At 66.7% G+C, this 24,833-nt stretch carries 24 protein-coding genes; 7 read left to right on the plus strand and 17 right to left on the minus strand.

Annotated features, from left to right (window positions below):
• Position 1: 1 nt before the first annotated feature.
• Positions 2 to 445, minus strand: a complete 444-nt coding sequence (locus ACZYZF_RS05410) for a MarR family winged helix-turn-helix transcriptional regulator (RefSeq protein ID WP_463743177.1) — start codon at positions 443 to 445, stop codon at positions 2 to 4.
• 188 nt (positions 446 to 633) lie between these two features.
• Between ACZYZF_RS05410 and ACZYZF_RS05415 the strand changes: the two genes are divergently transcribed.
• Positions 634 to 1,233: a hypothetical protein gene (locus ACZYZF_RS05415; RefSeq protein WP_463834770.1), complete on the plus strand. Its 600-nt coding sequence runs from the start codon at positions 634 to 636 to the stop codon at positions 1,231 to 1,233.
• Between the two features lie 81 nt (positions 1,234 to 1,314).
• Here the strand turns inward: ACZYZF_RS05415 and ACZYZF_RS05420 are convergent, their stop codons facing one another.
• The 5 genes from ACZYZF_RS05420 to ACZYZF_RS05440 form a co-directional block, all read right to left on the minus strand.
• Positions 1,315 to 2,688, minus strand: a complete 1,374-nt coding sequence (locus ACZYZF_RS05420; RefSeq protein WP_463834771.1) for an FAD-binding oxidoreductase — start codon at positions 2,686 to 2,688, stop codon at positions 1,315 to 1,317.
• A 10-nt stretch (positions 2,689 to 2,698) separates the two neighbouring features.
• On the minus strand, positions 2,699 to 3,943 hold the full coding sequence (locus ACZYZF_RS05425; protein ID WP_463743174.1) for an alpha/beta hydrolase: 1,245 nt from the start codon (positions 3,941 to 3,943) through the stop codon (positions 2,699 to 2,701).
• Positions 3,936 to 5,582 carry an acyl-CoA ligase FadD12 gene (gene fadD12, locus ACZYZF_RS05430; protein ID WP_463834772.1) on the minus strand — a complete coding sequence of 549 codons (1,647 nt, stop codon included), beginning with the start codon at positions 5,580 to 5,582 and terminating at the stop codon, positions 3,936 to 3,938. The genes ACZYZF_RS05425 and fadD12 overlap by 8 nt, the downstream gene beginning before the upstream one ends.
• A 6-nt stretch (positions 5,583 to 5,588) precedes the next feature.
• Positions 5,589 to 6,398 carry a 1-acyl-sn-glycerol-3-phosphate acyltransferase gene (locus tag ACZYZF_RS05435; protein ID WP_463743172.1) on the minus strand — a complete coding sequence of 270 codons (810 nt, stop codon included), beginning with the start codon at positions 6,396 to 6,398 and terminating at the stop codon, positions 5,589 to 5,591.
• 148 nt (positions 6,399 to 6,546) lie between these two features.
• Positions 6,547 to 7,119: an HD domain-containing protein gene (locus tag ACZYZF_RS05440; protein WP_463834773.1), complete on the minus strand. Its 573-nt coding sequence runs from the start codon at positions 7,117 to 7,119 to the stop codon at positions 6,547 to 6,549.
• 59 nt (positions 7,120 to 7,178) lie between these two features.
• Here ACZYZF_RS05440 and ACZYZF_RS05445 point away from each other — a divergent pair, with 59 nt between their 5' ends.
• The 3 genes from ACZYZF_RS05445 to ACZYZF_RS05455 all read left to right on the plus strand — a co-directional run bounded on the left by ACZYZF_RS05445 (position 7,179) and on the right by ACZYZF_RS05455 (position 9,542).
• Positions 7,179 to 8,021, plus strand: a complete 843-nt coding sequence (locus ACZYZF_RS05445; protein ID WP_463834774.1) for an arylamine N-acetyltransferase family protein — start codon at positions 7,179 to 7,181, stop codon at positions 8,019 to 8,021.
• Between the two features lie 63 nt (positions 8,022 to 8,084).
• Complete coding sequence (locus tag ACZYZF_RS05450) at positions 8,085 to 9,008, plus strand: helix-turn-helix domain-containing protein (protein WP_463834775.1); 924 nt, start codon at positions 8,085 to 8,087, stop codon at positions 9,006 to 9,008.
• 3 nt (positions 9,009 to 9,011) lie between these two features.
• A complete protein-coding gene (locus ACZYZF_RS05455) occupies positions 9,012 to 9,542 on the plus strand; it encodes a dihydrofolate reductase family protein (RefSeq protein WP_463834777.1) in 531 nt (176 codons plus the stop codon).
• On the opposite strand, the gene ACZYZF_RS05460 is transcribed toward ACZYZF_RS05455, so the two are convergent.
• Positions 9,523 to 10,170: a TetR/AcrR family transcriptional regulator gene (locus tag ACZYZF_RS05460; RefSeq protein WP_463743167.1), complete on the minus strand. Its 648-nt coding sequence runs from the start codon at positions 10,168 to 10,170 to the stop codon at positions 9,523 to 9,525. The genes ACZYZF_RS05455 and ACZYZF_RS05460 overlap by 20 nt on opposite strands.
• 314 nt (positions 10,171 to 10,484) lie before the next feature.
• Between ACZYZF_RS05460 and ACZYZF_RS05465 the strand changes: the two genes are divergently transcribed.
• Entirely contained in the window at positions 10,485 to 11,282 is a 798-nt protein-coding gene (locus tag ACZYZF_RS05465) for a crotonase/enoyl-CoA hydratase family protein (protein ID WP_463834779.1), read from the plus strand.
• Between the two features lie 24 nt (positions 11,283 to 11,306).
• On the opposite strand, the gene ACZYZF_RS05470 is transcribed toward ACZYZF_RS05465, so the two are convergent.
• The 3 genes from ACZYZF_RS05470 to ACZYZF_RS05480 form a co-directional block, all read right to left on the minus strand.
• Positions 11,307 to 11,528, minus strand: coding sequence for a hypothetical protein (locus ACZYZF_RS05470; protein WP_029106398.1), 222 nt, complete (start codon positions 11,526 to 11,528; stop codon positions 11,307 to 11,309).
• 134 nt (positions 11,529 to 11,662) lie between these two features.
• Positions 11,663 to 13,141: an aldehyde dehydrogenase gene (locus tag ACZYZF_RS05475; protein WP_463834780.1), complete on the minus strand. Its 1,479-nt coding sequence runs from the start codon at positions 13,139 to 13,141 to the stop codon at positions 11,663 to 11,665.
• Positions 13,142 to 13,196: 55 nt separating this feature from the next.
• Positions 13,197 to 13,985: a class I SAM-dependent methyltransferase gene (locus ACZYZF_RS05480; protein ID WP_463744132.1), complete on the minus strand. Its 789-nt coding sequence runs from the start codon at positions 13,983 to 13,985 to the stop codon at positions 13,197 to 13,199.
• Positions 13,986 to 14,033: 48 nt separating this feature from the next.
• On the opposite strand from ACZYZF_RS05480, the gene ACZYZF_RS05485 reads away from it, so the two are divergent.
• Positions 14,034 to 15,203 (plus strand): glycosyltransferase family 4 protein, encoded by a 1,170-nt coding sequence (locus ACZYZF_RS05485; RefSeq protein WP_463743164.1) that lies wholly within the window; start codon positions 14,034 to 14,036, stop codon positions 15,201 to 15,203.
• Between the two features lie 249 nt (positions 15,204 to 15,452).
• Here ACZYZF_RS05485 and ACZYZF_RS05490 read toward each other — a convergent pair whose 3' ends face one another.
• Both ACZYZF_RS05490 and pgfA read right to left on the minus strand, forming a co-directional pair.
• Entirely contained in the window at positions 15,453 to 17,093 is a 1,641-nt protein-coding gene (locus ACZYZF_RS05490) for an MmpA family trehalose lipid delivery protein (RefSeq protein WP_463835139.1), read from the minus strand.
• Between the two features lie 22 nt (positions 17,094 to 17,115).
• Positions 17,116 to 18,306: a cell envelope lipid trafficking protein PgfA gene (gene pgfA, locus ACZYZF_RS05495; protein ID WP_463743163.1), complete on the minus strand. Its 1,191-nt coding sequence runs from the start codon at positions 18,304 to 18,306 to the stop codon at positions 17,116 to 17,118.
• A 238-nt stretch (positions 18,307 to 18,544) separates the two neighbouring features.
• On the opposite strand from pgfA, the gene ACZYZF_RS05500 reads away from it, so the two are divergent.
• Complete coding sequence (locus tag ACZYZF_RS05500) at positions 18,545 to 19,663, plus strand: acyltransferase family protein (RefSeq protein ID WP_463744130.1); 1,119 nt, start codon at positions 18,545 to 18,547, stop codon at positions 19,661 to 19,663.
• On the opposite strand, the gene ACZYZF_RS05505 is transcribed toward ACZYZF_RS05500, so the two are convergent.
• From ACZYZF_RS05505 to ACZYZF_RS05525, 5 genes are all read right to left on the minus strand, one after another.
• Positions 19,626 to 21,110: an AMP-binding protein gene (locus ACZYZF_RS05505; RefSeq protein WP_463834781.1), complete on the minus strand. Its 1,485-nt coding sequence runs from the start codon at positions 21,108 to 21,110 to the stop codon at positions 19,626 to 19,628. The genes ACZYZF_RS05500 and ACZYZF_RS05505 overlap by 38 nt on opposite strands.
• 1 nt (position 21,111) lies before the next feature.
• Entirely contained in the window at positions 21,112 to 22,083 is a 972-nt protein-coding gene (locus ACZYZF_RS05510; RefSeq protein ID WP_463834782.1) for a phosphotriesterase family protein, read from the minus strand.
• Positions 22,084 to 22,531: 448 nt separating this feature from the next.
• A complete protein-coding gene (locus tag ACZYZF_RS05515) occupies positions 22,532 to 22,735 on the minus strand; it encodes a hypothetical protein (protein WP_463834784.1) in 204 nt (67 codons plus the stop codon).
• Between the two features lie 226 nt (positions 22,736 to 22,961).
• Complete coding sequence (locus tag ACZYZF_RS05520) at positions 22,962 to 23,771, minus strand: RNA polymerase sigma factor (protein ID WP_463834785.1); 810 nt, start codon at positions 23,769 to 23,771, stop codon at positions 22,962 to 22,964.
• Between the two features lie 288 nt (positions 23,772 to 24,059).
• Positions 24,060 to 24,782, minus strand: a complete 723-nt coding sequence (locus ACZYZF_RS05525; RefSeq protein WP_463834786.1) for a DUF3800 domain-containing protein — start codon at positions 24,780 to 24,782, stop codon at positions 24,060 to 24,062.
• Positions 24,783 to 24,833 lie beyond the last annotated feature (51 nt).

Genomic DNA, 24,833 nt, shown 5'->3' on the forward strand with positions numbered 1-24,833 from the left:
GTCAGGAGCCGGCCGGGCCGCATACGGTGTCGTCTCCGGCTTTACGCAACAACGCTTTGAGTTGCCGTTGTTCGGTGGGCGTCAGGCGGTCCAGTACCCGCTGATCGGCGTTGTGGACGGCGTCCTCGGCGCGGGTCAGCAACGCTCGGCCTGACGGGGTGAGTTCGGCGGGCAGTGCCTTTCCCGCAACTGCCGTATCGGGGCGGTGCACGGCGCCCGCGCCTTGCAGGCGGTGCAGCAACTGGTTGGTGGCCTGCGCGCTGACATTGGTGAAGCGGGCCAGTTCGGCGCTGGTGAGCCCGGGATTGAGCGAGATGATCCGCAGGCAGACGAACTCCGCCAGTCCGAGTCCCAGCGGGGCGAGAACGGCCGCCACCTCTGGCCGCAACGTTGCAGCCACCCGGTGCAGGAGGTAGCCCAGCGGCTCGCTGTCGGGGGCAGTCATAGCTGGCATCCTCACACGCGCCGCCCCCGCCGACGATGAGGATGGGTCGGACCGTTTCGCCCACAGCTCAACCAGTTCTCAGGCAGATCTCATTGAAATGTCTCCTGGGCGGGCGTATCAAGGAACTTGATACACATACCGGGCCGCGTTCCGTCGGTCCGGATGAGATCTGGAAAAGGATGTGTGACATGGGTTTTGGAGGATTCGGTGGCGGCTGGGGTCCGGCGGGATTCGGCGGCGGCAGCTGCGGCCATGAAGGACAGGGCGGTTTCGGTGCGGGAGGGTTCGGCGGAGGCTTCGGCGGCCCCGGGTTCGGTAAGGGCTTCGGGCCCGGGTTCGCGCTCAAACGTGCTGCGGTCGGCACGGCGGCGCTCTTGCTCGACGGCCCGGCCACGGCGGAACAGATCGTCGAGCGCACCACCGAGGCCACGGGCGGCGCCTTCACCCCGCCGCTGGACATCGTCGAACTGGCCATCTCAGGACTGGCCGGCCGCGGTGTGGTCACCGTTTCCGACGGTGTTGCCACGCTGACCGATTTCGGCACCCAGCTGCTGGCCTGGCGTGGCGTCACCAGTGAGACCGCGCACGCATTGTTGGGCAAGGTAGGCAAGTTCGCCGACGTCATCAAGATTCGCACCGGCCTGCACGAGGTGGCGGGTCTGGCCCGCACCATCGCGTTCACGGGCACCGACGAACAGAAGGCGCAGCTCGGTGAGGTGCGGACGAACCTGCTCGCGGCGATCAGTGAGGCGAAGAAGGCCCTGCACGGCGCGCTGGCCGAAAGCTGAAATTCCCCGCCGAGACTACGGTTTGCGACGCAATTTCGGCTGACCGCATCAGAAACCGTAGTCTCGGCGGGTCGGGCTGCCTCAGCGCAGCACCGAGCCCGGATTGAGGATGCCCAGCGGGTCGAGAGCGTCCTTGATGCGACGGGTCAACGCCATCACGTCGTCGCCGAGTTGCAGTGGCAGCCAATCCCTTTTGAGGCGGCCGACACCGTGTTCGCCGGTGATCGTGCCGCCCAGCGCGATCGCGAGCTCCATCACCCGGGCGAATGCCTGCCGGGCCCGCTCGCTCATGTCGGGGTCGTCGGCATCGAACACGACCACCGGGTGGGTGTTCCCGTCACCGGCATGAGCCACAACGCAGATCAGCACGTCGCAGTCGTCGGCGATGTGTTTGATACCGGCCACCAACGCCGGCAGGTCGGGGATCGGCACGGTCACATCCTCGAGATAGAACGTGCCGAGCTGCATCAGGGCCAGGCCCACCAACCGCCGGGCCGCCGTCAAGGCTGCCCCTTCTTCGGGATCGTCGGTGGCGTAAACCTCGGTGGCCCCGGCCTTTTCGCAAGCCTTCACGATGTGGGCGATCTCCTCGGCCGCAGCGCCCGGGGCGTCAGACTGGACCAGCAACAATGCCTGTGCCGAACGGTCCAGGCCCATGCGGCGGTAGTCCTCGACCGCGTTGATGGTGGCGTGGTCCATCAACTCCAACATGGCCGGTCGGACTATGGCCGTGATCGCCACCACCGCGTCCGCGGCGTCCTCCACCGAGGCGAACACCGCGACCACTGTCGACGCCGGAGGCTGCGCCGGGATCAGCCGCAGGGTGAGTTCGGTGATCACCCCGAGGATGCCTTCAGAGCCGACGAACAACTTGGTGAGCGACAGACCGGCGACATCCTTCAGTCGTGGGCCGCCGAGGGTGACGGCGGTGCCGTCGGCCAGCACCACCTGCATTCCCAGTACGTAATCGCTGGTGACCCCGTACTTCACACAGCACAATCCGCCCGCATTGGTCGCCGCGTTTCCACCGATCGAGGAGATCTCGACAGAGCCGGGGTCCGGCGGATACCACAGGCCGTGCTCGGCGGCGGCTCGCTTCACCTCGGAGTTCAACAGGCCGGGTTGCACAACCGCGGTGCGGTTCGCGGTGTCGATGCGTATCTGCCGCATTCGCTCGGTGCTCAGGATGATGCCGCCATCAACCCCGTTGGCGCCTCCGGCGAGCCCCGACCCTGCGCCCCTGGGCACCACGGCGACGTGGTGTGCAGTTGCCCATCGCAGCACGGCCTGCACGTCCTCGGTGCTGGTGGCCCGTACCACGGCTCGCGGCACGCCCGCCTCGGGATCGAGAGCGGCATCACGGCGATATCCCTCGATCACCGCGGGGTCGGTGACCACCGCGCCGTCGGGTAGTTCGGCGACCAGCGTGGCGATCTCAGGGTCCGACGCGGACATCTTCAGGAGCTTACCGACCGGCAGCGGCACCCGCGGTGAGCCGAGCCCGGGCCCTTGCCCAGGTGAGAAACTCCGCGACGGCATCGGCCGTGTAGTGCCCGCGCGGTGAGCCGAAGATGTCGAAGGCGTGCTGCGCGTGCGGGATCTCCGCGTAGACCACCGGTGAATTCGACACCTTGCGCAGTGCGGCGACGAAATCGCGGCCCTCCACCACCGGGATGAGTGAATCGTTCGTCCCGTGCAACACGAAGAACGGCGGTGCATCGGGGTGCACCAGGGTGATCGGCGACGCGTCCTGGTACACCTGCGCATGGGTACCCAGCGGCAGCTTCACGATCAGCCGCTCCAGGATCTCCATGAACTCGGCCCGCCCGGGACCCGTGGTGCTGAACCAGTCGTAGCGACCGTAGACGGGGACCGCGGCCGCCACCGACGTGTCGGCGTCCTCGAATCCCGGCTGCCACTTGGGATCGTTGGGGGTCAACGCGGCCAACGCGGTCAGGTGCCCGCCCGCCGAACCGCCGGTGATGCACACCGCGTCCGGGTCGCCGCCGTACTCGGCGATGTTCGCCTTCACCCACGCCAACGCCTGCTTCACGTCGATGATGTGGTTGGGCCACGGGTGGCGAGGGCTGATCCGGTAGCCGATCGACACACAGATCCAGCCCTGCTCGGCCAGGTGGCTCATCAGCGGATACGACTGTGGCCGGCGCATGCCGATCATCCATGCTCCGCCCGGGACCTGCAGCAGCACTGGCGCTTTGCCGTCGCGCGGCAGGTCCGGGCGCATCCAGATGTCGGCCAGGTTGGCCCGGTGCGGGCCGTAGTGCACGGTCTTGCGGGCGTAGCGGCGCCGGCTCATCGCGGTGGAGTACACCTCACCCCGACGTAGCGGCCGCAGCGTCGACGGGTATTCGTCGGCCAGTGCTTCGTGCACCGGATTCTCGAAGTACGGCCGCGATTGCACACCGCGCCGGTGCACCAGCACCAACAATGCCCAGGAAATCGCCTTGAGCAGCAACGAGATTCGGCCACCTGTCGAGCGATAGTCGCCGCGGATGCCGCGGCGCAGCGCATCGAGCGCCGACACGGTGATCACCAGCGGGGCGTTCTCCGAGGTCGGCCAGCCGAACGCGAAGGACTGCACGGTGCTGTAACCCCTGCGCCCGAGCGGTTTCACTGCGTTGGCAGCGTTGAGCAACTCGGCGGCCGCTGCGAGCAGCTGCCTTCTTGGTCCAAGATGGCGGTCAGCCATTCACCATCTCCTGGAGTCGACGGCGGTCGATCTTGCCGGTGCTGTTGCGTGGCAACTCGTCGAGCACGGTGATCTCCCGCGGCACTTTGTAATTGGCGAGGTTCTCCCGAACATACGCCTTGAGGTCGTCGGCTGTGGCGGCGCCGGAGAGCCTCACGAACGCCACGAGTCGCTGACCGTACTTTTCGTCGTCGACACCGATGACCGCAGCTTCGGCGACGTCGCGATGGCCGGCCAAGACCTTTTCGACCTCGATCGGATACACGTTCTCTCCGCCGGAGACGATCATCTCGTCGTCGCGGCCCACCACGAACAGCCGGCCCGCCTCATCCAGGTAGCCGACGTCACCCGAGGACATGAAGCCGTCGTGGAAGTCTTTGCCCTTGACGGTGGGGCCCCCGGTGTAGCCGTCGAACTGCGTCGAGTTGCGGACGTGAATGGTTCCCACTTCGCCGGTGGGCACCTGCCGGAACTCCGCGTCGAGGATGCGGATCTCGGTGCCCTCCGCTGGTTTACCGGCCGTGTCGGGTGCGGCGCGCAGGTCGGCCGGTGTGGCGGTGGCGATCATGCCGGCCTCGGTGGCGTTGTAGTTGTTGTAGATGATGTCGCCGAACCGGTCCATGAAGGCGGTGACGACGTCGGGACGCATGCGTGATCCGGATGCCGCGGCGAACCGCAGTGTGCGGCCGTCGTACCGATTCAGCACGTTCTCGGGCAGGTCCATGATCCGGTCGAACATCACCGGCACCACGCACAGGCCCTTGGCCCGGTGCCGGTCGACAAGCTCGAGCGTGGCTTCGGGATCGAACTTGCGCCGGGTGACGATCGTGCAGGCCATCGACGCCGCGAAGGCCAGCTGGGAGAAACCCCAGGCGTGAAACATCGGCGCCGCGATCACTACCCGCTCTTCGGTGTGCCACGGGGTGCGATCCAGGATCGCCTTGAGCACCTCGGGTCCGCCGCCGGAATGCTTGGCGCCCTTGGGGGTTCCGGTGGTGCCCGAGGTGAGCAAGATGACCTTACTCTTCTCGCTCGAGCGGAGCGGCTCTGTCCCGCGGTGCTGCTCGACGAGCTTGGCCACGGTGACGTCATGGGCATTGGTGTCGGTCCACGCCACGATCCGTGCGGCGCCGGGCCGGTCGGAGAGGGCCTGGTGGACGGTGTCGGTGAACTCTTCGTCGTAGATGACGGCATCCACCGCTTCGCGGTTGACGACCTCGGCCATGGCGGGTGCGGCGAACGACGTGTTGAGCAGCAGTACGTCGGCGCCGATGCGGTTGGCGGCGATCAGCGACAGCACGAAGCCACGGTGATTACGGGCCATGATGCCGAGCACCTTCGGTTCACCGCCCGGCAGCGCCTGCAGGCCGGCGGCCAAGGCGTCGGCCTGTTGGTCGACCTGCTGCCAGGTCAGTGTGCCGAGCTCGTCGACCAGGCCGGGCCGGTTCGGGCAACGCTGAGCTGACGCGGCGAAACCCGAAGTGACACTCATGTTTTCGCGGGCCATGGCGGCAGCGATGCGCAGGTATTTATCCGGGCGCATCACCGTGATGACACCGGCGCGGCGCATGGTGGTGACCAGGCCGACGGTGTCGGCGACTCGGTCCAGCGGTCCCGTCAGCAGATCGAGCGGATTCACCGGCGCTCAGCCGATCACCGGGAAGCGGCGCTGGTCGGCCAGCTCGTCCAGCGCGCGCTGCATGACCCGGCGGACGTGCGCGTCGACCTCGTCGATGTCGGGGTTCTCGCCGAATTCGGCCTCGATGTCGATCGGCTCCAGCGTCTTCATCACGATCTTGGACGGCAGGGGCACATTGAGCGGCAGCACCGCGGACAGGCCGAATGGGAAGCCGAATGACACCGGCACGATCTTGGTGCGGGCCATTCGCGCGATCGGCCCGAGTGCCTTGGCGATTTCGGTGCCGCGGGACAGGAACAGGTGCGTTTCCTGGCCGCCGATGCCGACCATCGGCACGATCGGGACGCCGGCGTTGATTGCGGCCTTGATGTAACCGGTGCGCCCCCCGAAATCGATCTTGTTCGCCGACAGGGTCGGGCGATACACGTCGTAGTCACCGCCGGGGAACACCACGACCACGCCACCCGAGCGCAGTGCCTCGTCGGCGTTCTCATGGTTGGCTCGGATGAAGCCGGTCTTCTTGAAGAAGGCCGCGGTCGGGCCGGTCATCAGCATGTCGTGGCTGAGGGTGTACACGGGACGCTCGTAGCCGAACTTCTCGTAGAAGCCGGTGGCGAACACCGGCACGTCCAGGGCGAACAGGCCGCCGGAATGGTTCGACACCACCAGCGCACCGCCGTTGGGGAAGTTGTCCAGGCCCCGTACCTCCGCGCGGTGGTAGCCCTTGATCAGTGGCCGCAGCAAGCCCATGACCTTCTCGGTCAGGCCCGGATCCCATTTGGTGATTTCGGACGGGTCGATGTCGGACGCGGCCACAGGGTCCCCCTATGTGGATTGGAACGTGTTCTAGTTTTGCTAGTGTACCCAGGTCGCGGGCGAAAAACCCATTTGCTACGTGGGTCCATCTACCTACCGTCGAGTAGCTGCGGTCAATCCTCTCAAAACCACAGGTCGAGTGGCGTCGCTATGAGGTCAGCTCGCGTATCTCCTCGCCGACGTTGCGCCGGGCCTGCTCCTCCCAGCGCTCCCGACCGGGCGCGGTGTGGAAGATCGGTCCGTCGAGCAATGACGCGAGCACCTGCGCCCGTGCGGGCCGGAAAACGTCGTCGGCAACCGACGCGTACTCCGCACGAACCGCCTCGGCGTACTGCCGGTAACGCAGCGCCGGGCCCCCGAGCACCGACAGATCGGCGTCGCTGAGCACTGCGCCGTTGAGGTCGCCGGCGTCGACCTTGTGGGATTTGGTCGCCAGCACGAGGCGGGCCACTTCGTCGCGGTCATGGGATCCACCCAGCAGTTCGCGGGCCAGCATCGCGGAGCGGTCTTCGTTGTCGTCGCGGCCGATCTCGTAGATCGCATCGTGGAACCAGGCTGCGAGTTCGACGGCTTCCCGGTCGAACTGCAGGCCGTCGTCGGCGAGGGTGCCGATCGCGTCGAGCACTTCACGCAGGTGTACGACGTTGTGGTGCTTGCGGTGGGGCTCGGACCAACGGGCCAGGAGGTCTTCCCGCAGGCGCTCGGTGAGATGGGCGGCCATGGGTCCAGTGTGCTCCGCGGTTGACCTCAACCGTTGTTGAGGCACCATGATTGGCGACCATGGGATTGGACCTCACCGCATACTTCGACCGGATCGGCCATCAGGGTCCGGCATCACCTGACCTGGACACGCTGCGCGACGTCGTCGCCGCGCACGGCCGGTCGATCCCGTTCGAGAACCTCGACCCGTTGCTGGGTATTCCGGTCGCCGATCTCAGTGCCGAGGCATTGGGCGACAAGCTGATCACGCGACGCCGCGGTGGTTACTGCTACGAGCACAACGGACTTCTCGGCCATGCCCTGGACGAGCTGGGGTACGGCGTCGACCGGCTGGCCGGTCGGGTGGTCTGGATGAAGGAACCTGACGCGCCTCTGCCTGCGCTCACCCACAATGTGCTGGCGGTTACCGTTCCCGGGGAGGCCGGCCGCTTCCTGGTCGACGTCGGCTTCGGCGGGCAGACGCTGTCATCGCCCATCCGGTTGCAGACCGGCGCCGTGCAGCAGACCCGGCATGAGCCCTACCGACTGCTCGAGCTGCCCACCCGCGGCGAGTCGGAGTACGAGCTGGCCGCTCAGGTGCGCGGGCAGTGGCAGCCGCTGTACCGGTTCACCACCGTGCCGCAACCGCGCATCGATCTTGAGGTCGGAAGCTGGTATGTCTCAACGCATCCCGGCGGGGTATTTGTCGTCGGTCTGACCGCGGCACTGGTCACCGACGACGCCAGGATCAACCTCCGCGGCCGGAACCTGGCCATCCACCGGCGCGGTGAGACCGAACGTATCCGCTTCGACACGGCCGCACAGGTTCTCGATGCGCTCACCGAGCGGTTCGGCATCAATCTGTCCGATCTCGATCCGGAAGTGGACGCCGAAGCCCGGGTGGCCCAGGTCCTCGACAGCTGAGCCGGCCGGGGCAACCACAGCAGGAAATGTCATGTTCCCCGGGCGGGCGGCCGACCATACTCGGTGACCGTGGAGGTTCAACCGAACGGGCGTGACCGATTGCGGGATTTGCTCGACGCCGTCGTCGACGACGACAACTCCGGCGTCGGCGACATGGCCCGCAGCAGTTACGCCTCGGAGTTTCACTTCTCCCGGGAGGTGCGCCGGCTGACCGGAGAACCGCCCGCGGCGCTGCGCCGGCGGGTCATGCTGGAGCGGGCGGCCTGGCGGCTACAGCAGGGTGCCGGAGTAGCGGAGGTCGCCGAGACCGAGGGCTGGTCGTCGGCCGAGGTGTTCTCCAGGGCGTTCCGCCGGGCGTTCGGGGTGCCGCCATCACGCGCCGCCGATGTCGCGTTCCGGTTGAGCGCTCCGAACGGGGTGCACTTCCACCCGCCGCAGGCATTGTGGTGCGATGCCGATCCGAGCGAGGCGTCCGGGCCCGATATCGCCCAGTTCATGCTGGTACACGATGTCGCCGACACCGAACACCTGATCGGTGCCGCCGGCGGGCTCTCTGAACAGCAATGGGCCCAGGATATTTCGCCGGGTCAGGTGGTCCTGGACTGGGACGGCCCGGAGCCCAGCGTCGCAGCGGTACTCGGAGCGATCGTGTGGACCAAAGAGGTCTGGCTGGCGACTATCGAGGGCCGGGATTTCCCGTCGCGTGACGCGACCCGCAGCGCGACGGCCGAGCAACTCGCGGCTCACCACGACGCCATCGGAAAGCGCTGGACCACATTGATATCGGAGTACTCGGCAGCAGGACGTCTGGGCGACACCGTGATCGATGCACTGTGCGATCCGCCGGAATCCTTTCAGCTGTACGGGATCATCGCGCATGTGCTGACCTACTCGGCGCATCGGCGCGCTCTGGTGCGCGGCATGCTGGCCCGCCATGGTCTCGAAGTGGACCGTGGCGACCCACTGGAATGGATGAGGAGGGACTGACCGGTGAAGACCGTGTACTACACCGCGTCGAGCTTGGACGGGTTCATCGTCGACACCGACGACAGCCTGGACTGGCTGATCACCCGCAACATCGATCAGCAAGGCCCATTCGGCTACGACGAATTCATCAAGACGATCGGGGCGCTGGTGATGGGTTCGTCGACCTATCAGTGGATCCTGAAGAACCAGCCGGGTGAGTGGATGTACGAGCAGCCGACGTGGGTGCTGACGCACCGGCCTCAGATCGTCGCCGCCGGTCATCCCGTGCAGGTGTTCTCCGGGGACATCGCCGGGCTGCATCCGCGCCTGGTCGACGCGGCGGCGGGTAAGGATGTCTGGGTGGTCGGGGGTGGTGACGTTGCCGCACAGTACGTCACGGCCGGGTTGATCGACGAGATGGTGGTCAGCTATGCGCCGTGCACCTTGGGGGCTGGATCGCCGGTCTTGCCGGTCCGTTCCGAGTGGGTGCTGGCCGAATCGGCGCCCAACGGTGAGTTCGTCTGTGCCCGATGGGTCAGGACGACGGCCGGCTGAGCCGGGGAACACCATTGCGGCGGACGAATTCCCTTGATTTGATCAGGAATTCGAGTTGCCGGGCGACATCGTGCAACGGCTCGACCGATTTTGACGAGCGACAGAGCACCACGACGCCCTCGAGGGTGGCTATGCACATCACCGCGAGTGACGACGCGTCGGATTCGTCGAAACCGTCGGCCGTGAAGGCTCCGGTCAGGGACGTGCGCCAGCGGTCGAAGATCGCGGCGGCGGCCGCGGCGAGATCGGGCTCGTCGTCCGGTGCGGCGATCGCCACCGCGACCACCGGGCAGCCGGCGCTGAAATTGCTTCCGGTGAGTACCCGCTCCCAGAAACCGACGAATCGGTGCACCAGATCCCATGCACTGTCGGATGTTTCGGCGCCGATCACGCCACCGATCGTGTCTGCGGCGTATTGCAGCGCCTCGATCAGGATCTGCCGGCGCCCGCCGGGGAAATGGTGATACACCGATCCGCGTGGCGCACCGCTGCGGGCCAGCACCTCATCGATCGTGACGCCGGCGGCGCCCCGCTCACGCAACACCTCGACCGCGCTGCCGAGCATGCGGGCGCGGGTCGAGCCACGCTTGTTACGTGGCTTCGTGGCGGTGTCAGGCAACCCGGTCATGAAGGAACTGCGTGGAACAGCGAAGAAGCATCCGGGGGGTGATGGTGCGCACCGGGGTGTGCGGCGTGTGAACCCGACGGCTGAACCGGTGACCGGCGAGATTGAGTTCAACGACCCACATCGCGCACCGCCCTTCTATGTCATCCACCATAGAAATGATGGAATCCTCGCATGATGTCGAGTATCCGACGTACACACTGGTGTGCAAAAGACTAGCAGGTTAACTGCCCCTGAACAGGTTCTCCCTGCGCCGAGGGGAGGCACCAAAATTATGATGTCTTGCATAATTCTGTGAGCAGGCGTTGACTGCTCCCATGACGACCGACCCGGCACTCGAAACCCTCACGCTGCAGCGGGACGGCCACGTCCTACTGATCGGACTGAACCGTCCGGACAAACGCAACGCGTTCAACGTCGCGATGCTCACCGATCTCGCCCTCGCCTACGGACTGCTCGAATCCGATGACGACCTGCGCGTCGGTGTGTTGTTCGCCCACGGGGCGCACTTCACCGCCGGCCTCGATCTCGTCGACGTGGCGCCGTATGTGGCCAGTGGTGATCTACCCATGCCCGAAGGCGGACGCGACCCGTGGCGCCTCGACGGCGACTGGACCAAACCGGTGGTGGTCGCGGCCCAGGGCCGATGCCTGACCCTCGGCATCGAACTGCTCCTGGCCGCCGATATCCGTGTGGCGGCGCAGGACACCCGGTTCGCGCAGATAGAGGTGCTGCGCGGCATCTATCCGTTCGGCGGCGCGACCCTGCGCCTACCGCGCCAGACCGGCTGGGGAAATGCCATGCGGTGGCTGCTCACCGGCGATGAGTTCGACGCTGCCGAGGCGTATCGGATCGGGCTGGTCCAGGAGGTCACGCCGGATGCCGACGCGGCCGTCGCCCGGGCGACCGAGATCGCCCACACGATCGCCGACCGGGCCGCGCCGCTCGGTGTCCGCGCCACTCTCGCGTCGGCGCACCTCGCGCACAGTGACGGGGACGCCGCTGCGATCGCCCGGCTGCGGCCCGTGGTCGCCGAGCTGTTCGCGACGGCCGACGCCGCCGAAGGCGTGCAGTCCTTCATCGAACGCCGGGCCGCCAACTTCGTGGGCCGCTGAGTCCCCTGCGCTCGGCGAAAGAAATCAGCCCGCGGTGTCGAGCGCGACCAGAGCCGCGGCCACCGCGAAGAACTTGTTGGACCCGAGCTGCCGCACGGTCTTGATGTTGAATGCCGCAGCCAGATGCTCGGCATCGGAGTCGGTGACCCCGGCCAGCGCCGCCGGTGAAGCGTCCAGGATCTCCTTGAGCGACTTGTCTTCGTAGGCCTTGTCGAGCGACTTGGCCAGATCGACGGAAACTGCCACGGTGCCTCCTCGTTGTTGGGGCGCCCACCTTAGCTGCCCAGCCTGAATTCCGGCTGTCCGTTTCCTGGGGCCGCCAGACGCGAATGTCCCGGAAACCGTGGTCTTCCGGGACATTCGCGGTGGTTCGAGGAGTTTTACTCCGGCGTGTACCCAAACGGCAGCAGCACACTCTTGGCCTGGGTGTAGGCGTCGATGCCCTCCGGGCCGTTCTCGCGTCCGATGCCCGAGTTCTTGAACCCGCCGAACGGGGCGCCCGGATCGAAGGCGTACATGTTCACCGCGTAGGTACCGGTGCGGATCTTCGAGGCGATCTCGACGGCCTTCGGGAAGTCCGTCGTGTACACACTGCCGGCCAGGCCGTACGGCGAGTCGTTGGCGATGCGCACCGCATCTTCCTCGGTGTCGAACGGGATCACCACGAGCACCGGCCCGAAGATCTCTTCCTGGGCGATGGTCATCGAGTTGTCGACGTCGGCGAAGACGGTCGGCTGCACGAACCAGCCCGAATCCAGGCCCTCGGGACGGCCACCGCCGGTGACGATGCGGGCACCTTCCTCGACGCCCTTCTTGATGTAGCCCTCGACGCGCTCGCGCTGCTTCTCCGAAATCAGCGGGCCGATCATCGAGGCCGGGTCGTCGGGCAGACCGACCGGCATGGCGGCGACGGCGGCCGAGAGTTTCTCGACGACCTCGTCGTAGCGGGACCGCGGCGCCAGGATGCGGGTCTGGCCCACGCAGGCCTGCCCGCAGTTCATCAGGCCGGAGAACACCAGCATCGGCAGGGTGGAGTCCACGTCGGCGTCCTCGAGGATGATCGCCGCGGACTTGCCGCCGAGTTCCAGCGTGCAGGGCTTGAGCTTCTCGGCGGCGATCTTGCCGATCTCCCTGCCGACACCACTGGAGCCGGTGAAGGTGAACTTGTCCAGCTCGGGGTTGGCGGTCAGGGCGCGACCGGTCTCCGGTCCGCCGGGCACCACCGAGAGCACGCCGTCGGGCAGGCCGGCCTCGGCAAGGACCTCGGCGAACAGGTTGGTGGTCAGCGGGGTCTCACCGGCCGGCTTGAGCACGACGGTGCAGCCGGCGAGCAAGGCCGGGCCGAGCTTGTTACAGGCCAGGAAGAACGGCACGTTCCAGGCGATGACGGCGCCGACGACGCCGATCGGCTCCTTGATGACCAGGGTCTGGCCGTAGATGCCGTCGCGGATGTCTTTCCAGTCGTACTTGTCGGCCGCACCGGCGTAGTACTGCAGGCTGGACACACCCGCGCCGAACTGCATCATGTCGACGATGGTCGGCGGCTGGCCGGTCTCCAGCTTCAGCAGGTGCTTGAAGTCCTCAGCGCGCTCGTTGATCAGCTCGACGGCCTTGGCCAGCACGGCCTGCCGCTCCGCGGGCGACATGTGTGGCCACGGACCCTCGTCGAACGCCTTGCGGGCCGCGGCGCACGCGGCGTTGACGTCGGCCTCGGCGGCCAGCGGGACCTGGCCGACCTTCTCGCCGGTCGCGGGGGAGAAGACCTCGATGACCTCAGAGGTCGAAGGCTCCACCCAGTGGCCGCCGATGAACAGTTTGTCGAATTCCGTCCTAGTCACGGCTGGCGAGGTTTGTGTCATGGCCGTCACATTACCTACGTTTCCTGAAAACGAGAACCTGTTCCAGTTGACGGTTTCAGGACGGTCGCAGAACCAACACCAGATTACTCACCAAGAACTCCCGCAACCCTGGCACCGAGGTCATCCACCAGGCCCATCGTGGGTGGTAGCGCGGAAAAGCCGCGATCAGCGCACCGGTACTGGCCGCCCATTGCAGGCCGTCGGCGGCCGACACCGCGAACAACGACGAGCCGTAGTCGTTCTTGGGTCGACGACCGTGTTTGCGGGTGTAGCGCTCGGCTGCCCGGGCGCCGCCCAGGTAATGGGTCAGCCCCATCTCGTGGCCGCCGAACGGGCCGAGCCACACCGTGTAGGACAACACCACCAATCCGCCTGGCTTCGTCACCCGCAACATCTCGTTGCCGAGCCGCCACGGGTGCGGCACATGCTCGGCGACATTGGAGGACAGGCAGATGTCGACGCTGTCGTCGGCGAACGGCAGCGCCATCCCGGAAGCCCGCACGAACGTGCCCGATGCGGAATCGACAGCCGGGCTCATGCCGGATGTCGCCGCTCTCGCGGCTCCGGCGTGCGCCTCCCGAGGGTCCGGCTCCACCCCGATGTAGTGCATGCCGGCCTGATCGAACGCCGACGCGAAGTAGCCGGGCCCGCCGCCCACGTCGAGCACGGTGCGCCCGGCAGGGGATTCGCCGGTGGCACCAGACCACAAATCAGTGACCACGTCGACGGTATCGGCGGCCAGCGCCCCGTAGAAGCGGGCCGGTTCGCTCTGCTCGAACCGGAATTGCGCCAGTAGGCGCACCGACCGGCTCAGGGTCGCCCGGCGGGCAAAGCGCGCCGAGATGTCGCTGGGCTGCACCTGCCTAACCTACTGACCGGTACCCTCAACACGATGTCTGCCCGTCCCGATCCACGCCTGCGGAGCGTCCTGCTCTTGTGCTGGCGCGACACGGGGCACCCGCAGGGCGGCGGCAGCGAGGCTTATCTGCAGCGCATCGGCGCGTGCCTGGCCGACGACGGCGTCAGCGTCACGTTGCGTACCGCGCGGTACCCGGGCGCGGCCCGGCGCGAAGTGGTCGACGGAGTACAGATCAATCGGGCCGGCGGACCCTACAGCGTGTACATCTGGGCCGGGCTGGCCATGGTGGCCTCCCGCGTCGGCCTCGGGCCGCTGCGCAAGGTCCGGCCCGATGTCGTCATCGACACCCAGAACGGACTGCCGTTCCTGGCCCGGTTGGCCTTCGGCCGTCGGGTGGCGGTGCTCGTGCACCACTGTCACCGGGAACTGTGGCCAGTGGCCGGCCCGATGAAGGGCCGGATCGGCTGGTTCGTCGAGTCCAAACTGTCGCCGCGACTGCACCGTCGCAACCAGTACGTCACCGTATCCCTGCCCTCGGCCCGTGATCTCAACGAGCTCGGGGTGGATTCCGGCCGGATTGCGGTGGTGCGCAACGGACTTGACGAGGCTCCCGTTCCCACCCTGGAGCTGCCGCGGTCGACGAGCCCGCGCCTGGTGGTGCTTTCCCGGCTGGTGCCGCACAAGCAGATCGAAGACGCTCTCGAAGCCGTCGCGACGCTGCGCACCAAGATTCCCGGGCTGCACCTGGACATCCTGGGCGGCGGCTGGTGGCGGCAACGGCTGGTCGAACATGCCGAACTGCTCGGTATCTCCGATTCGGTGACGTTCCACGGCCATGTCGATGAAGAGACCAAACACCGTGTGCTGCAGCAGAGTTGGGTGCACGTGCTGCCGTCGCGGAAAGAGGGCTGGGGGCTCGCGGTCACCGAGGCCGCCCAGCACGGGGTGCCGACCGTCGGTTACCGCGCTTCCGGCGGGCTGACCGACTCGATCGTCGACGGGGTCACCGGGCTCCTCGCGGAGGACCGTGATGCCCTGGTCGCCGGGCTGCATCAGCTGTTGAGTGATCCGGTGCTACGGGTCCAGTTGGGTAGCAAGGCTCAGGCCCGCAGCGACGAATTCTCTTGGACGCTCAGCGCGGACGCGATGCGGGCAGTCCTGGAATCGGTGCACGGGGGCAACTACGTCAGCGGGTTGGTGTAGCCGCACCGGTCCGCCAGTCGCAGTTTCGGAGAGATCCCCGATGTGCCCGGCTGTCAGCGACAATCGAGCGACAAGTGCCACAGTGGCAACGCCGACCCCTTCAAACCCATTGTCGCTCGGTGGTTTTGCCACTCGTGCACCATCGGTCTCGTCAATCTCACCTGTCCAGCGCCCACCTATCAGCGACACTGTCGCTCGCGGGTGGGCAAGTCGGCACTCGCTTCCGCGTCGCGTCAGGAGACGTCGGAGTCAGCGGCGCGCCTCTGATCGCCCGCGTACTCGCCACAAACTGACGGCCATCCCGATCGCACCGCCGACCAGAACCAAAACCCACACCAGGTGTGCGGCGATCATCACGCCCCGTTGTGAGGCAGCGGGCGCCGAGCCGCCCACCCGATGCACCGCGACCTCTCGATCGGACTCGCGCACCACCCAGCCCACCCCGGCCTCGGCCAGCTGTTGATCGGTTGCGCCCGAGATCACGAGGTCCTGCACGGCCCGCGCGCGTACCCCTTCACCGGGCACGGTCTGGCCGCCGATGGACAGATCCCCCGTCGTCAACACATCCGCGCGCAACCACCGTGGGAGTGGGTCGAGCACCGGAGCGCCAGGCGCCCAGGAGAATTCACGCATGCTGTCCGGGGGGAGCACGGCGACCGGACGAGGGTCGGAGTTGATCTGGGCGGCTGCCGCCGCCCAGCTCGCGGGGTACTGCACAGCGCGCATCTGATTGCCGACGCCCCAGGCGAGATCTGGCAGTACTGCGATCAGCGCCGCGCAGCACACCGCGGCCGCCGCGGTGGCCGGCACCCGCAGGCGCTGCAAGGCGACCGGCGCGGCGGCGGCGGCCACGACGTAGCCCGGCATGGCGAGGGCCACCCATTTCTGTCCGTCGCGTACCACGCCGAGGCCGGGTACGGCCCGGATCGTCGCGTCGACGAATACCAACCCGGGGCCGGTGGCCATGGCCGCGGGGATCAGCACGGCTGCCGCGGCCAGGATCAGCAGCGGTGCCGCCGTGCGGTTGCGCACCACCACCGGCATTCCGAGCGCGACGATGCCGACCAGTACGGCGGTGGCCACCAACGCGAAAACCGTTGTGCGTGAGCCGGGTACCGCTTCACCGTTCCAGATGCCACCCAGGCCGGCCAGGCTGCCCAGGGTGGCCAGGCCCGGCTCGGCACGCGCGGCGAACGCATGAACCCCGGCTGCCGATGACGGAGATGACACGGTGCCACCGACAGCGGCGGCAACCAACCACGGCGTCGCAGCCAAAACTGAAGTTCCCGACGCGAGCGCGGCGATGCGCAGACGTCGCCACCCGTCGCCTGGAACCGCAATGCACACGAGAGCGGTCGTCGCCGCCAGCATCAGCCCCGTCGGCGTCAGCCCCGCCAGCGCGATCGAGAACACCAGACCCCACGCCGGGCGGGAGCCCGAACCGTTTTGTCGCGCGCGGGACCCCCCGCGTAGCCGCAGCACACACACCGCCACCCAGGGCAGGCAGCCGTAGCCGACCAGCAGACTCCAGTGCCCCTGCAGCAACCGCTCGGCCACATACGGGTTCCAGGCGGCCAGCGTCGCCGCGATGAACTGGCCGGGCAAGCCGGGCCCCAATACCGTCGAGGCCAATCGTGCGGCGCCCCACCCGGCCAGCCACAGGCCCGCCACCAGCAGGACCTTGACCACGATCCCGCCGTCCAGCACGGTCGAGGTCAGGGCGACAAAGAAATCCTGCGGCAAGGCACGCGGTGCGGCCTCGGTCAGGCCCAGCGCCGCATCGGTCAGATATGAGCGGGGTGTGGAGACGGCGTCCCGCAAAAGCAGGTAACCGGGCCCCAGCAGGGGCCCGGTTACCAATAACGACAGTGCCAGCGCGTAGGCCGGCAGTAGGGCAGAGCGCAGGCTCAGATCACCGGTCCGGCGGTAGATCGGTTGGTCGTTGAGCGGGCAGCTTCTCGGTCTTGGCCTCAGCGCCGGGCACTTGGAAACCCTGGGTGTCGAAGAAGCCGTGATCGGCGGTGTCGAGCCCGGGATCGATCAGCGTGGACTCGGCGCGGATCGCGAACGACCCCACCACGGCGCCGCCGACGAGTGCCAGCAGGCCCAGCGCGGTGAACGTGATCGGCAGGATGCGGGTCCACAGTGCCACGCGATCCCGCTCGTCCTGAGCTGCGGCGACCTGGGACTCCACGGTCTCTTCGTTGGAGGTGACCTTGTAGTCGACGTAGGTCACCTCGGGCTTGAGCTTGTCCCGTGCGTAGTACTGGTAGCCGTGGTCCTGCTGCTTGACGATGGTGCCCGACACCGGGTCGACCCAGAAGGTGCGCTGCGCGGCGTAGAAGCGGTCCATCGTGATCCGCTCGTCGGGTTCACCGGGCACACCCCACATCTCGGGGCTGGCGGTGACCGTGCTGTCGGCGTCGTCCTCGTAGAGCGAGGAGTACTTGACCGGATCGGCCAGCTTGCCGTTGGAGTCGTAACCCACGTTCTGGATGAACCGGTAGGTGGTCAGGCCGTTGACGTCTTCTTCACCGTCGTAGTTCGCGTCGTACGCCTTCTGCGCGATCGCGTCGAAGAACGGGTAGGTCTTCTTCTCGGTGTCGAACGGGAACCGGTAGGTCAGGCCCTCGTGAGGCAGCGCGACGTTGGTCGGCGGCTTCTCGTCCTCGATGGCCCGCGGCTTCTGCAGCGCACCACCCGGGTTGTTGTCGCTCGACACGGCCAGCGCGTTGCTGCGGTTCATCGTGACGGTGTCCACCAACGCCAACAGCAGGCCGCCGTCCTTCTGGCGGTCCGTGCGCCGCAGTGTGCTGCCCACCTGGAGCGTCACCACCTCGGCGTTCGACGGTGATTCCACGCTGACCTGTTGCTGCAGTGCCACCGGCACGTTGCGGTCCACCGAGAACTTCTCGGCCACCAGGGATGCTGGATCGAAAGCGGTCGCAGTCCCGTCGCTGACCAGACTGGCATCCAGATTGAGCGGGATCTTGGCGATCTTGCCCTTGGTATAGGTGGTCAACAACAGTGCGGCGATGAGCAGAGCTGCACCCAGCCCCATCAGTCCACACGCCGCGATACGCAGCGCCACTGCGCGGTTCAAACCGGGCCTCCTTCAGTGTGGGCCAACTCGTCGTGAGGCAAACCCGTTCGACCCTAACAGCCCTATCTAAGGCCATCACTTACTCCGGTGACATCTCCCCGGCGCGTTAACCCGCAGTTTGGCGGGGGTGCCATCGAGCGGCACACTGGTCGCCGTGGCCACCGGAGCACCGGACCCGGAAACCGGACCGGAATCTCAGGTCGGCGGGACACGCAGCTTCCTGCCGGCAGTCGAAGGCATGCGCGCCTGCGCCGCCATGGGTGTGGTGCTCACCCACGTCGCCTTCCAGACGGGGCACACCACCGGGGTGAGCGGCCGGTTCTTCGGCCGGTTCGATCTCGCGGTCGCCGTGTTCTTCGCCCTGTCGGGGTTCCTGCTGTGGCGCGGCCATGCGGCTGCCGCCCGTGGTTTGCGGCCGCGCCCGCGCACCGGTCACTATCTGCGCTCCCGCATCGTGCGCATCATGCCCGGCTATGTAGTGGCCGTCGTGGTGATCATCCTGCTGCTGCCGGAGGCCAAGGCCGATCTGACGGTGTGGCTCGCCAACCTGACCCTGACCCAGATCTATGTGCCGCTGACGCTGACCGCGGGGCTCACCCAGATGTGGAGCCTGTCGGTCGAGGTCAGTTTTTATCTGGCGCTGCCGCTGCTGGCGCTACTGGCGCGGCGGCTGCCGGTGCGGGCCCGCATCGGCGTGATCATCGCGCTGGCGGCGCTGAGCCTGCTGTGGGTGCGCATTCCGTTCTCCGGCACCACCGGGCTCAACCCGTGGAACTGGCCGCCGGCCTTCTTCTCGTGGTTCGCCGCGGGGATGGTGTTGGCTGAACTCACCGTGAGTCCATTCGGCTGGGTGCACCGGCTGGCCCGGCGCCGGGTGCTGATGGCGGTCATCGCCGCAGTGGCGTTCGGGATCGCGGCCTCGCCGCTGGCCGGCCTGGAAGGTCTGCGGCCCGGATCGGTCGGTCAGGTGACGCTGAAGACCGCGATGGGCGCAATCGTCGCGGGTGCGCTGCTGGCCCCGCTGGTCCTCGATCATCCCGGCACCGGTCACCCGATCCTGGGCAACCGGGTGATGGTCACGCTGGGCCGCTGGTCTTACGGATTGTTCGTCTGGCATCTCGCGGCGTTGGCCATGGTGTTCCCGATGATCGGGGAGTTCCTGTTCAACGGGCAGATGCTGGTGGTGTTGGTATTGACACTGGTGTTCGGCTTCGCCCTGGCCGCGGTGAGCTACGCGCTGATCGAATCCCCTTGCCGGGAGGCGTTGCGGCGCTGGGAGTACCGGAACCAGACTCCGGTGCCCCCGCTGGACAGTTCGATCACCGACGAGCCCGAGCCTGCTCCAGCCGCGCGATGACCTCGTCGCGCACCGCGGTGCGCCGGGCCTTGCCCGCATCGTCACGCAGCGGGGTGTCGACGAACTCCACGTCGACGGGAACCTTGTAGCCCGACAGGCGCTCACGTAGGAAGGCCTGCACCGCCTCGGCGTCGAGGACCGACCCGTCGCCCGCCTGCACCAGCGTGTACGGCACCTGTCCCAGGTCTTCGTGCGGTACGCCGACGACGAGGCAGGACAGCACGTCGGGATGCTCGGCGAGCGCCGCTTCGATCTCGGCCGGGTACACGTTCTTGCCGCCCACGGTGAACATGTCCACCCGTCGGTCGTTGAGATAGAAGAACCGCTCGTCCCCGTCATCGACGTAATACCCCAGATCTCCGAGTGAATCCCAGCCGTCGCGGCTCTTTGCGGTGCTGCCGACGTAGCGGTAGGTGGGCGCGCTGCCGGGGCCGGGCCGCAGGTAGATCTCACCGGTGACGCCGGGCGGGCATTCTTCGCCGTCGTCGTCGAGCACCTTCATCTCACCGGCCACCACCACACCGACGGATCCCGGATGTCGCAGCCACTGCTCACCGGAGATGAAGGTCAGCGCCTGCAGTTCGGTACCGCCGTAGAGTTCCCACAACGCCTCGGCGCCGAGCAGCTCGATCCAGGCCTGCTTCACCGCAGGTGGGCACGGTGCCCCGACATGCCAGAACCGGCGAATGCTGGACAGGTCATAGGCTTTCGGGTCGGCGCGGTACACCGGCAGCAGCCGCTGCATGATGGTGGGCACCGTGGTCAGGAACGTCACGCGGTGTTCGGTGACCAGCGCCAAGAACTCGGCCGGGTCGAAGCGTGGCATCAGCACCAGGTGGTGGCCCTGGAGCAGTGCGATGGCGAATGTGGTGAAACCGGTGTTGTGGCTCATCGGCACCGACATCAGCGTGACGTCTCCGGGCTGGGCGCCCAGCGGGACCCCGATCAGGGCGGGCACCCGGCTGTCGCCGCCGGCTTCGATCAGCTTCGGGCGTCCCGTGCTCCCGCCCGAGGCCATCGACTTCCACGTCGGTGCTACCGCCTCGGGCAGCGGTGCATCGGAAAGTTCGGCACCCGGGGTGAAACCGGTTGGCAGCCAAGGGGTTTGACCGGAGTTACGGCCGACTACCAGGGCCCTCGGGCGCAACGCGAGGATCCCGGCGAACTCGGCATCCGGTAGCCGCGGCGAAAGGGGTTGCGGTACCGCGCCGAGTTTCCAGGCAGCCAGGACGGCCTGCACCCATTCGATCGAGTTGGGCAGGCTGATGGTGACGTAATCACCTTGTCGCACACCGCGTTCGGCATAGGCGCGGGCGAGTCGGTTGCTGGACCGGTCCAGTTCACCCCGGGTGAGCGTGATGCCTTGGCACGTCACCGCCGGCCGGTCGGGATCGGCAGCGGCCAGTTGGCTGACTTGAGTGGGGATCGGCGGGATCGCGTCGGTCATTTCAGTACCCGCCCTGACGGTCGAAGATCCGGCGCGGATTGTCCACCAGCATCGTGGTGATCTGTTCTTCGGTGACGCCGCGTTCCCGCAGTGCGGGCAGCACGTCATTGTGGATGTGCAGGTAATGGCTGTTGGGCAGGGCCGTGGCGGTCAGCTCGTCGGGTAGCGCGTCGAAGTAGCACCAGGTGTCGTGCGAGAGCACCATCTTCTCGGCGTGGCCGCGCTCGCACATCGTCGCCACGGTGGCGACGCGATCCGCGAACGGCAGGTAGACATCCACGCCGAAGCGGTCCATGCCGATGTAGGAGCCGTTGGCGATCAACTCCTCGAGATAGCCGATATCGGTGGTGTCACCGCAGTGCCCGATCACCACCCGGGCCAGGTCTACGCCCTCCTCGGCGAAGATGCGCTGCTGTTCGAGACCGCGCCGGGTGCCGGCGTGGGTGTGGGTGGAGATGGGGGCCCCGGTCTGGCGGTGTGCCTGGGCCACGGCGCGCAGGACCCGTTCGACGCCGGGGGTGACGCCCGGTTCGTCGGTGGCGCATTTGAGGATCGCCGCTTTGATCCCGGTGTCGGCAATGCCGGCTTCGATGTCCCAGACGAACATCTCGGTCATCGGGTCGGTCTGCCCCGCCGCGGGCGCGTTGAAGTGCAGCGCCAGTGGCAGGTCGTTGTAGGTGTAGAAGCCCGTGGCGACGACGATGTTGAGGTCGGTGGCCTCGGCGATCCGGGCGATACGCGGGAGGTAGCGGCCCAGCCCGATCACCGTGAGGTCGACGATGGTGTCGACGCCGCGGGACTTGAGTTCGGTGAGCCGGGTGATCGCGTCGGCTTCCCGGCCGGCGTCGTCGCCCCAGGACTCGGGATAGTTCTGTGTCAACTCGGTGGTCATGATGAAGACGTGCTCGTGCATGAGCGTGACGCCCAGGTCGGCGGTGTCGATGGCTCCGTGGGCGGTGTTGACTGTCGGCATCCAGCCGATGCTAGGTCGATCAGTCGGATGTGCGCGGGGATTCGGCCCAGTCAACGATGTACTGCCCATCGAAATCGGTCGGCGTACCGTCGACGAGACCGACTATCCGAATGAAGCAACTCTCGCTGTGGCCAGTATTCGTGTGCCCCAACGTCTCTCATGCGGTTGACTGCGCCCGGTGGCAGGCCCGGAAATGAGGCGACCCCGGCTGCCGTAGCTACGCCGAGGGCCAGACTGAGCTGAGGGGCCCGGCCGCACAACTACGGTGCAACTCGGGCCCCTCATCGTTTAGATCTTCATCGTCTTGCCGCAGTTGCCGCAGTTGATGAGACCGTGCCGACTGACTTTCACGTTCACGAACGTGAACCGGCAGTACGGACAGGTGATCGTAGGTACCGATACTGATCTGGCCATCGTCGTTCTCCTTCAAGCGTGTAATCGGTGTCGGTCAGCCGCGTTCGGTGACCGTGGTGTTGGGATGCCGAGCCGCGGTGGAAGGCTTCACGAACCGGCCGGTGACGGCACTGCGGTGATGAGTTCCACTGCTGCGGTTGGCCCCGCGCTCGGTGACGGTGGCCCTGGGGCTACACGCCGCGGTCGATGCTTTGACATAGCGGCCGGTCGCGGCACTGCGGTGATGTCCTTTAGCCATTGCAGTTGTTCCTCTCGGGTTTTCCGGATCGGTGTTGAACCGGATACCGGTCTATAAGTGCGCTCATCGCCCCGACCCCTGAATCGGTCGTGATCTTGTTCGCGCCCCGATGCGCGGCGAGCCAACGCCTCACCTTCGGCAGCCGAGACTGATCGACGTGCTGCGCGCGCCGGCCGTGCGCCCAACGAGCTGGCCTCGATCAACTTGTTGATGTTCTTGATGGTGGTCAGGATGTCCTCCTTCGATTGCGGCGGATACGGGAGCACTGGTAGCCAATGAGGTTTTCGACGCTCTTGGCGTCCGGCAGGCCCAGCTCGTCGGCGATCTCGCGGTAGTTGAACCCCATCTCCTTCAGAAACACCGCTCGGCGGGCCCGGTCGGTGCTGAGCTGGGCCAAGGCTTCGCCGACCGAATCGCGGGCCACGATGGTCTCCTCGATGCCCCGGATGATGTCGAAGCTCTCTTCGAGCACCTCGTCGATCGGCGTACAGGCCTTTTCGATCCGGTCGAGCTCGTCGCGCAGTGCACTGCGGTAGATGTTGGCGAACTGATAGAGGCATTGGCCGATGAAAAAGGTGCCCAGCGACGCCCCGCCCGAAGATTGCCAACGGTGGGGTTTGAGCACCTTGTCTCGGAAGTACCCCAGCGCGGCGACCACGGTGTCATTGGCCAGATCCTCGGCGGTTTCGCGGTCAGGCCAGCCCTCGATGCGCCCCAGTCCGTAGCCGGTGAGGGCTTTGACCTTGCCGTAGATGCTGCCCCGGTGGATCCAGGCCCGCAGCACACCGACGCCGTAGCGGGCGAGCTCGCGGGTGAACCGATCCCACGGCCGGCCCGCGAAGTCATGCAGCTGCAGCGCCAGCAGGAGCTCCTCATCAGCTTCCAGACGGAGCAGGCGTTCGCGTTCATCACCGAGTTCGAGCGCGTCGTCATCGAGCCAACCGTTGACCAGGCCCTTGTCAAGGCCCTCGCGGTTGTCTGGTTGTAAGCACGCGGAATCGACGGGCGGGCCGGGTCGGCGGTCCGGTCGATCCATGGGCTACATCTCCAGGAGGCGAGAAAGAGACAACCGATCCATACGGCTGTCGCTTCCTCTTAAGTCCGCGCCTGGTCGCTACCCCTGAAAATCCCGAAAACTTTTTCAGGCGTCGTTGAGCAGGTGAAACAGCACCGCTTCCATTGTGCTCCGCAACGCCGACACCCCGGCGACATGAGGACCCGCCAAGGCGCCTGGCGGCCCGCTGAGGCGTGTGCTTTGAGTAATACGCCCAACCCGGTGTATTGTGGTCAGCGCAGACCCCCCCACTCCTGTGGATAAGGGGGTCTAGCTGTTTCTAGGGGTAATTTCGCGCGGTTCCCGGCTGCGGTCCCGCTCAGCCAGGTATTTCTCGTACCAGTTGTGGGCGAACTCATTGCGGGCGTGCCGGTCCACTGACGCATAGGCACTCCACGCCACCAGGTCAGCCATCTGCACAAGCTGCGATGACTTCGAGTCGAGATGGATTGCGTCCTCGATGATTCGTCGTTCATCCAGCTTGAGGTTGCGGTGAGTGGTTCGGTAGGTGCTGTCGCTGCCGTCGCCGTCCATCACCACCACCCCGAGTGAATCGGTGGTGGCCAGCTCATTCTCAAACTGCACGATCAGATCGCGGTAGAGCCCGGTCTTCGTCGCGGCAAGGTCTGCGGGATCGCCCTTGCGGTAGACCGAGCCAACAACCAGGCCCTCAGCCGAACGCAGCGTGTCCAGGCACGTCACCGCGACGTCGCGGCCGAAGTCTTTCCAGAACTCGGTCCCGTTGTGGATATGCCGGTCCGGGACGCTCTTGGAGATCCGGCCGCGGCCGTTCACATACTCGGTCGTGTGCAGCTCCTGGTGGACGGCCACCCGGTACTCACGCCACAGCATTTTTCGGGCATCAAGCCAGTTACGCAGCACCGACCCCCAGTGATCCGGACGGAACTCGATCCAGCCGTAGACCACCATCCCCGACTGTGGATGCCCAGAGTCGTCGATGTAGATCATGCGATCGAGGTGTCGTCGTGCCACCTGTCGATCATTGCTCACCACCGATCGCGAACTGCGGTCACCTGTGAAATC

It is taken from the genome of Mycobacterium sp. IDUB_24 (assembly GCF_055419385.1).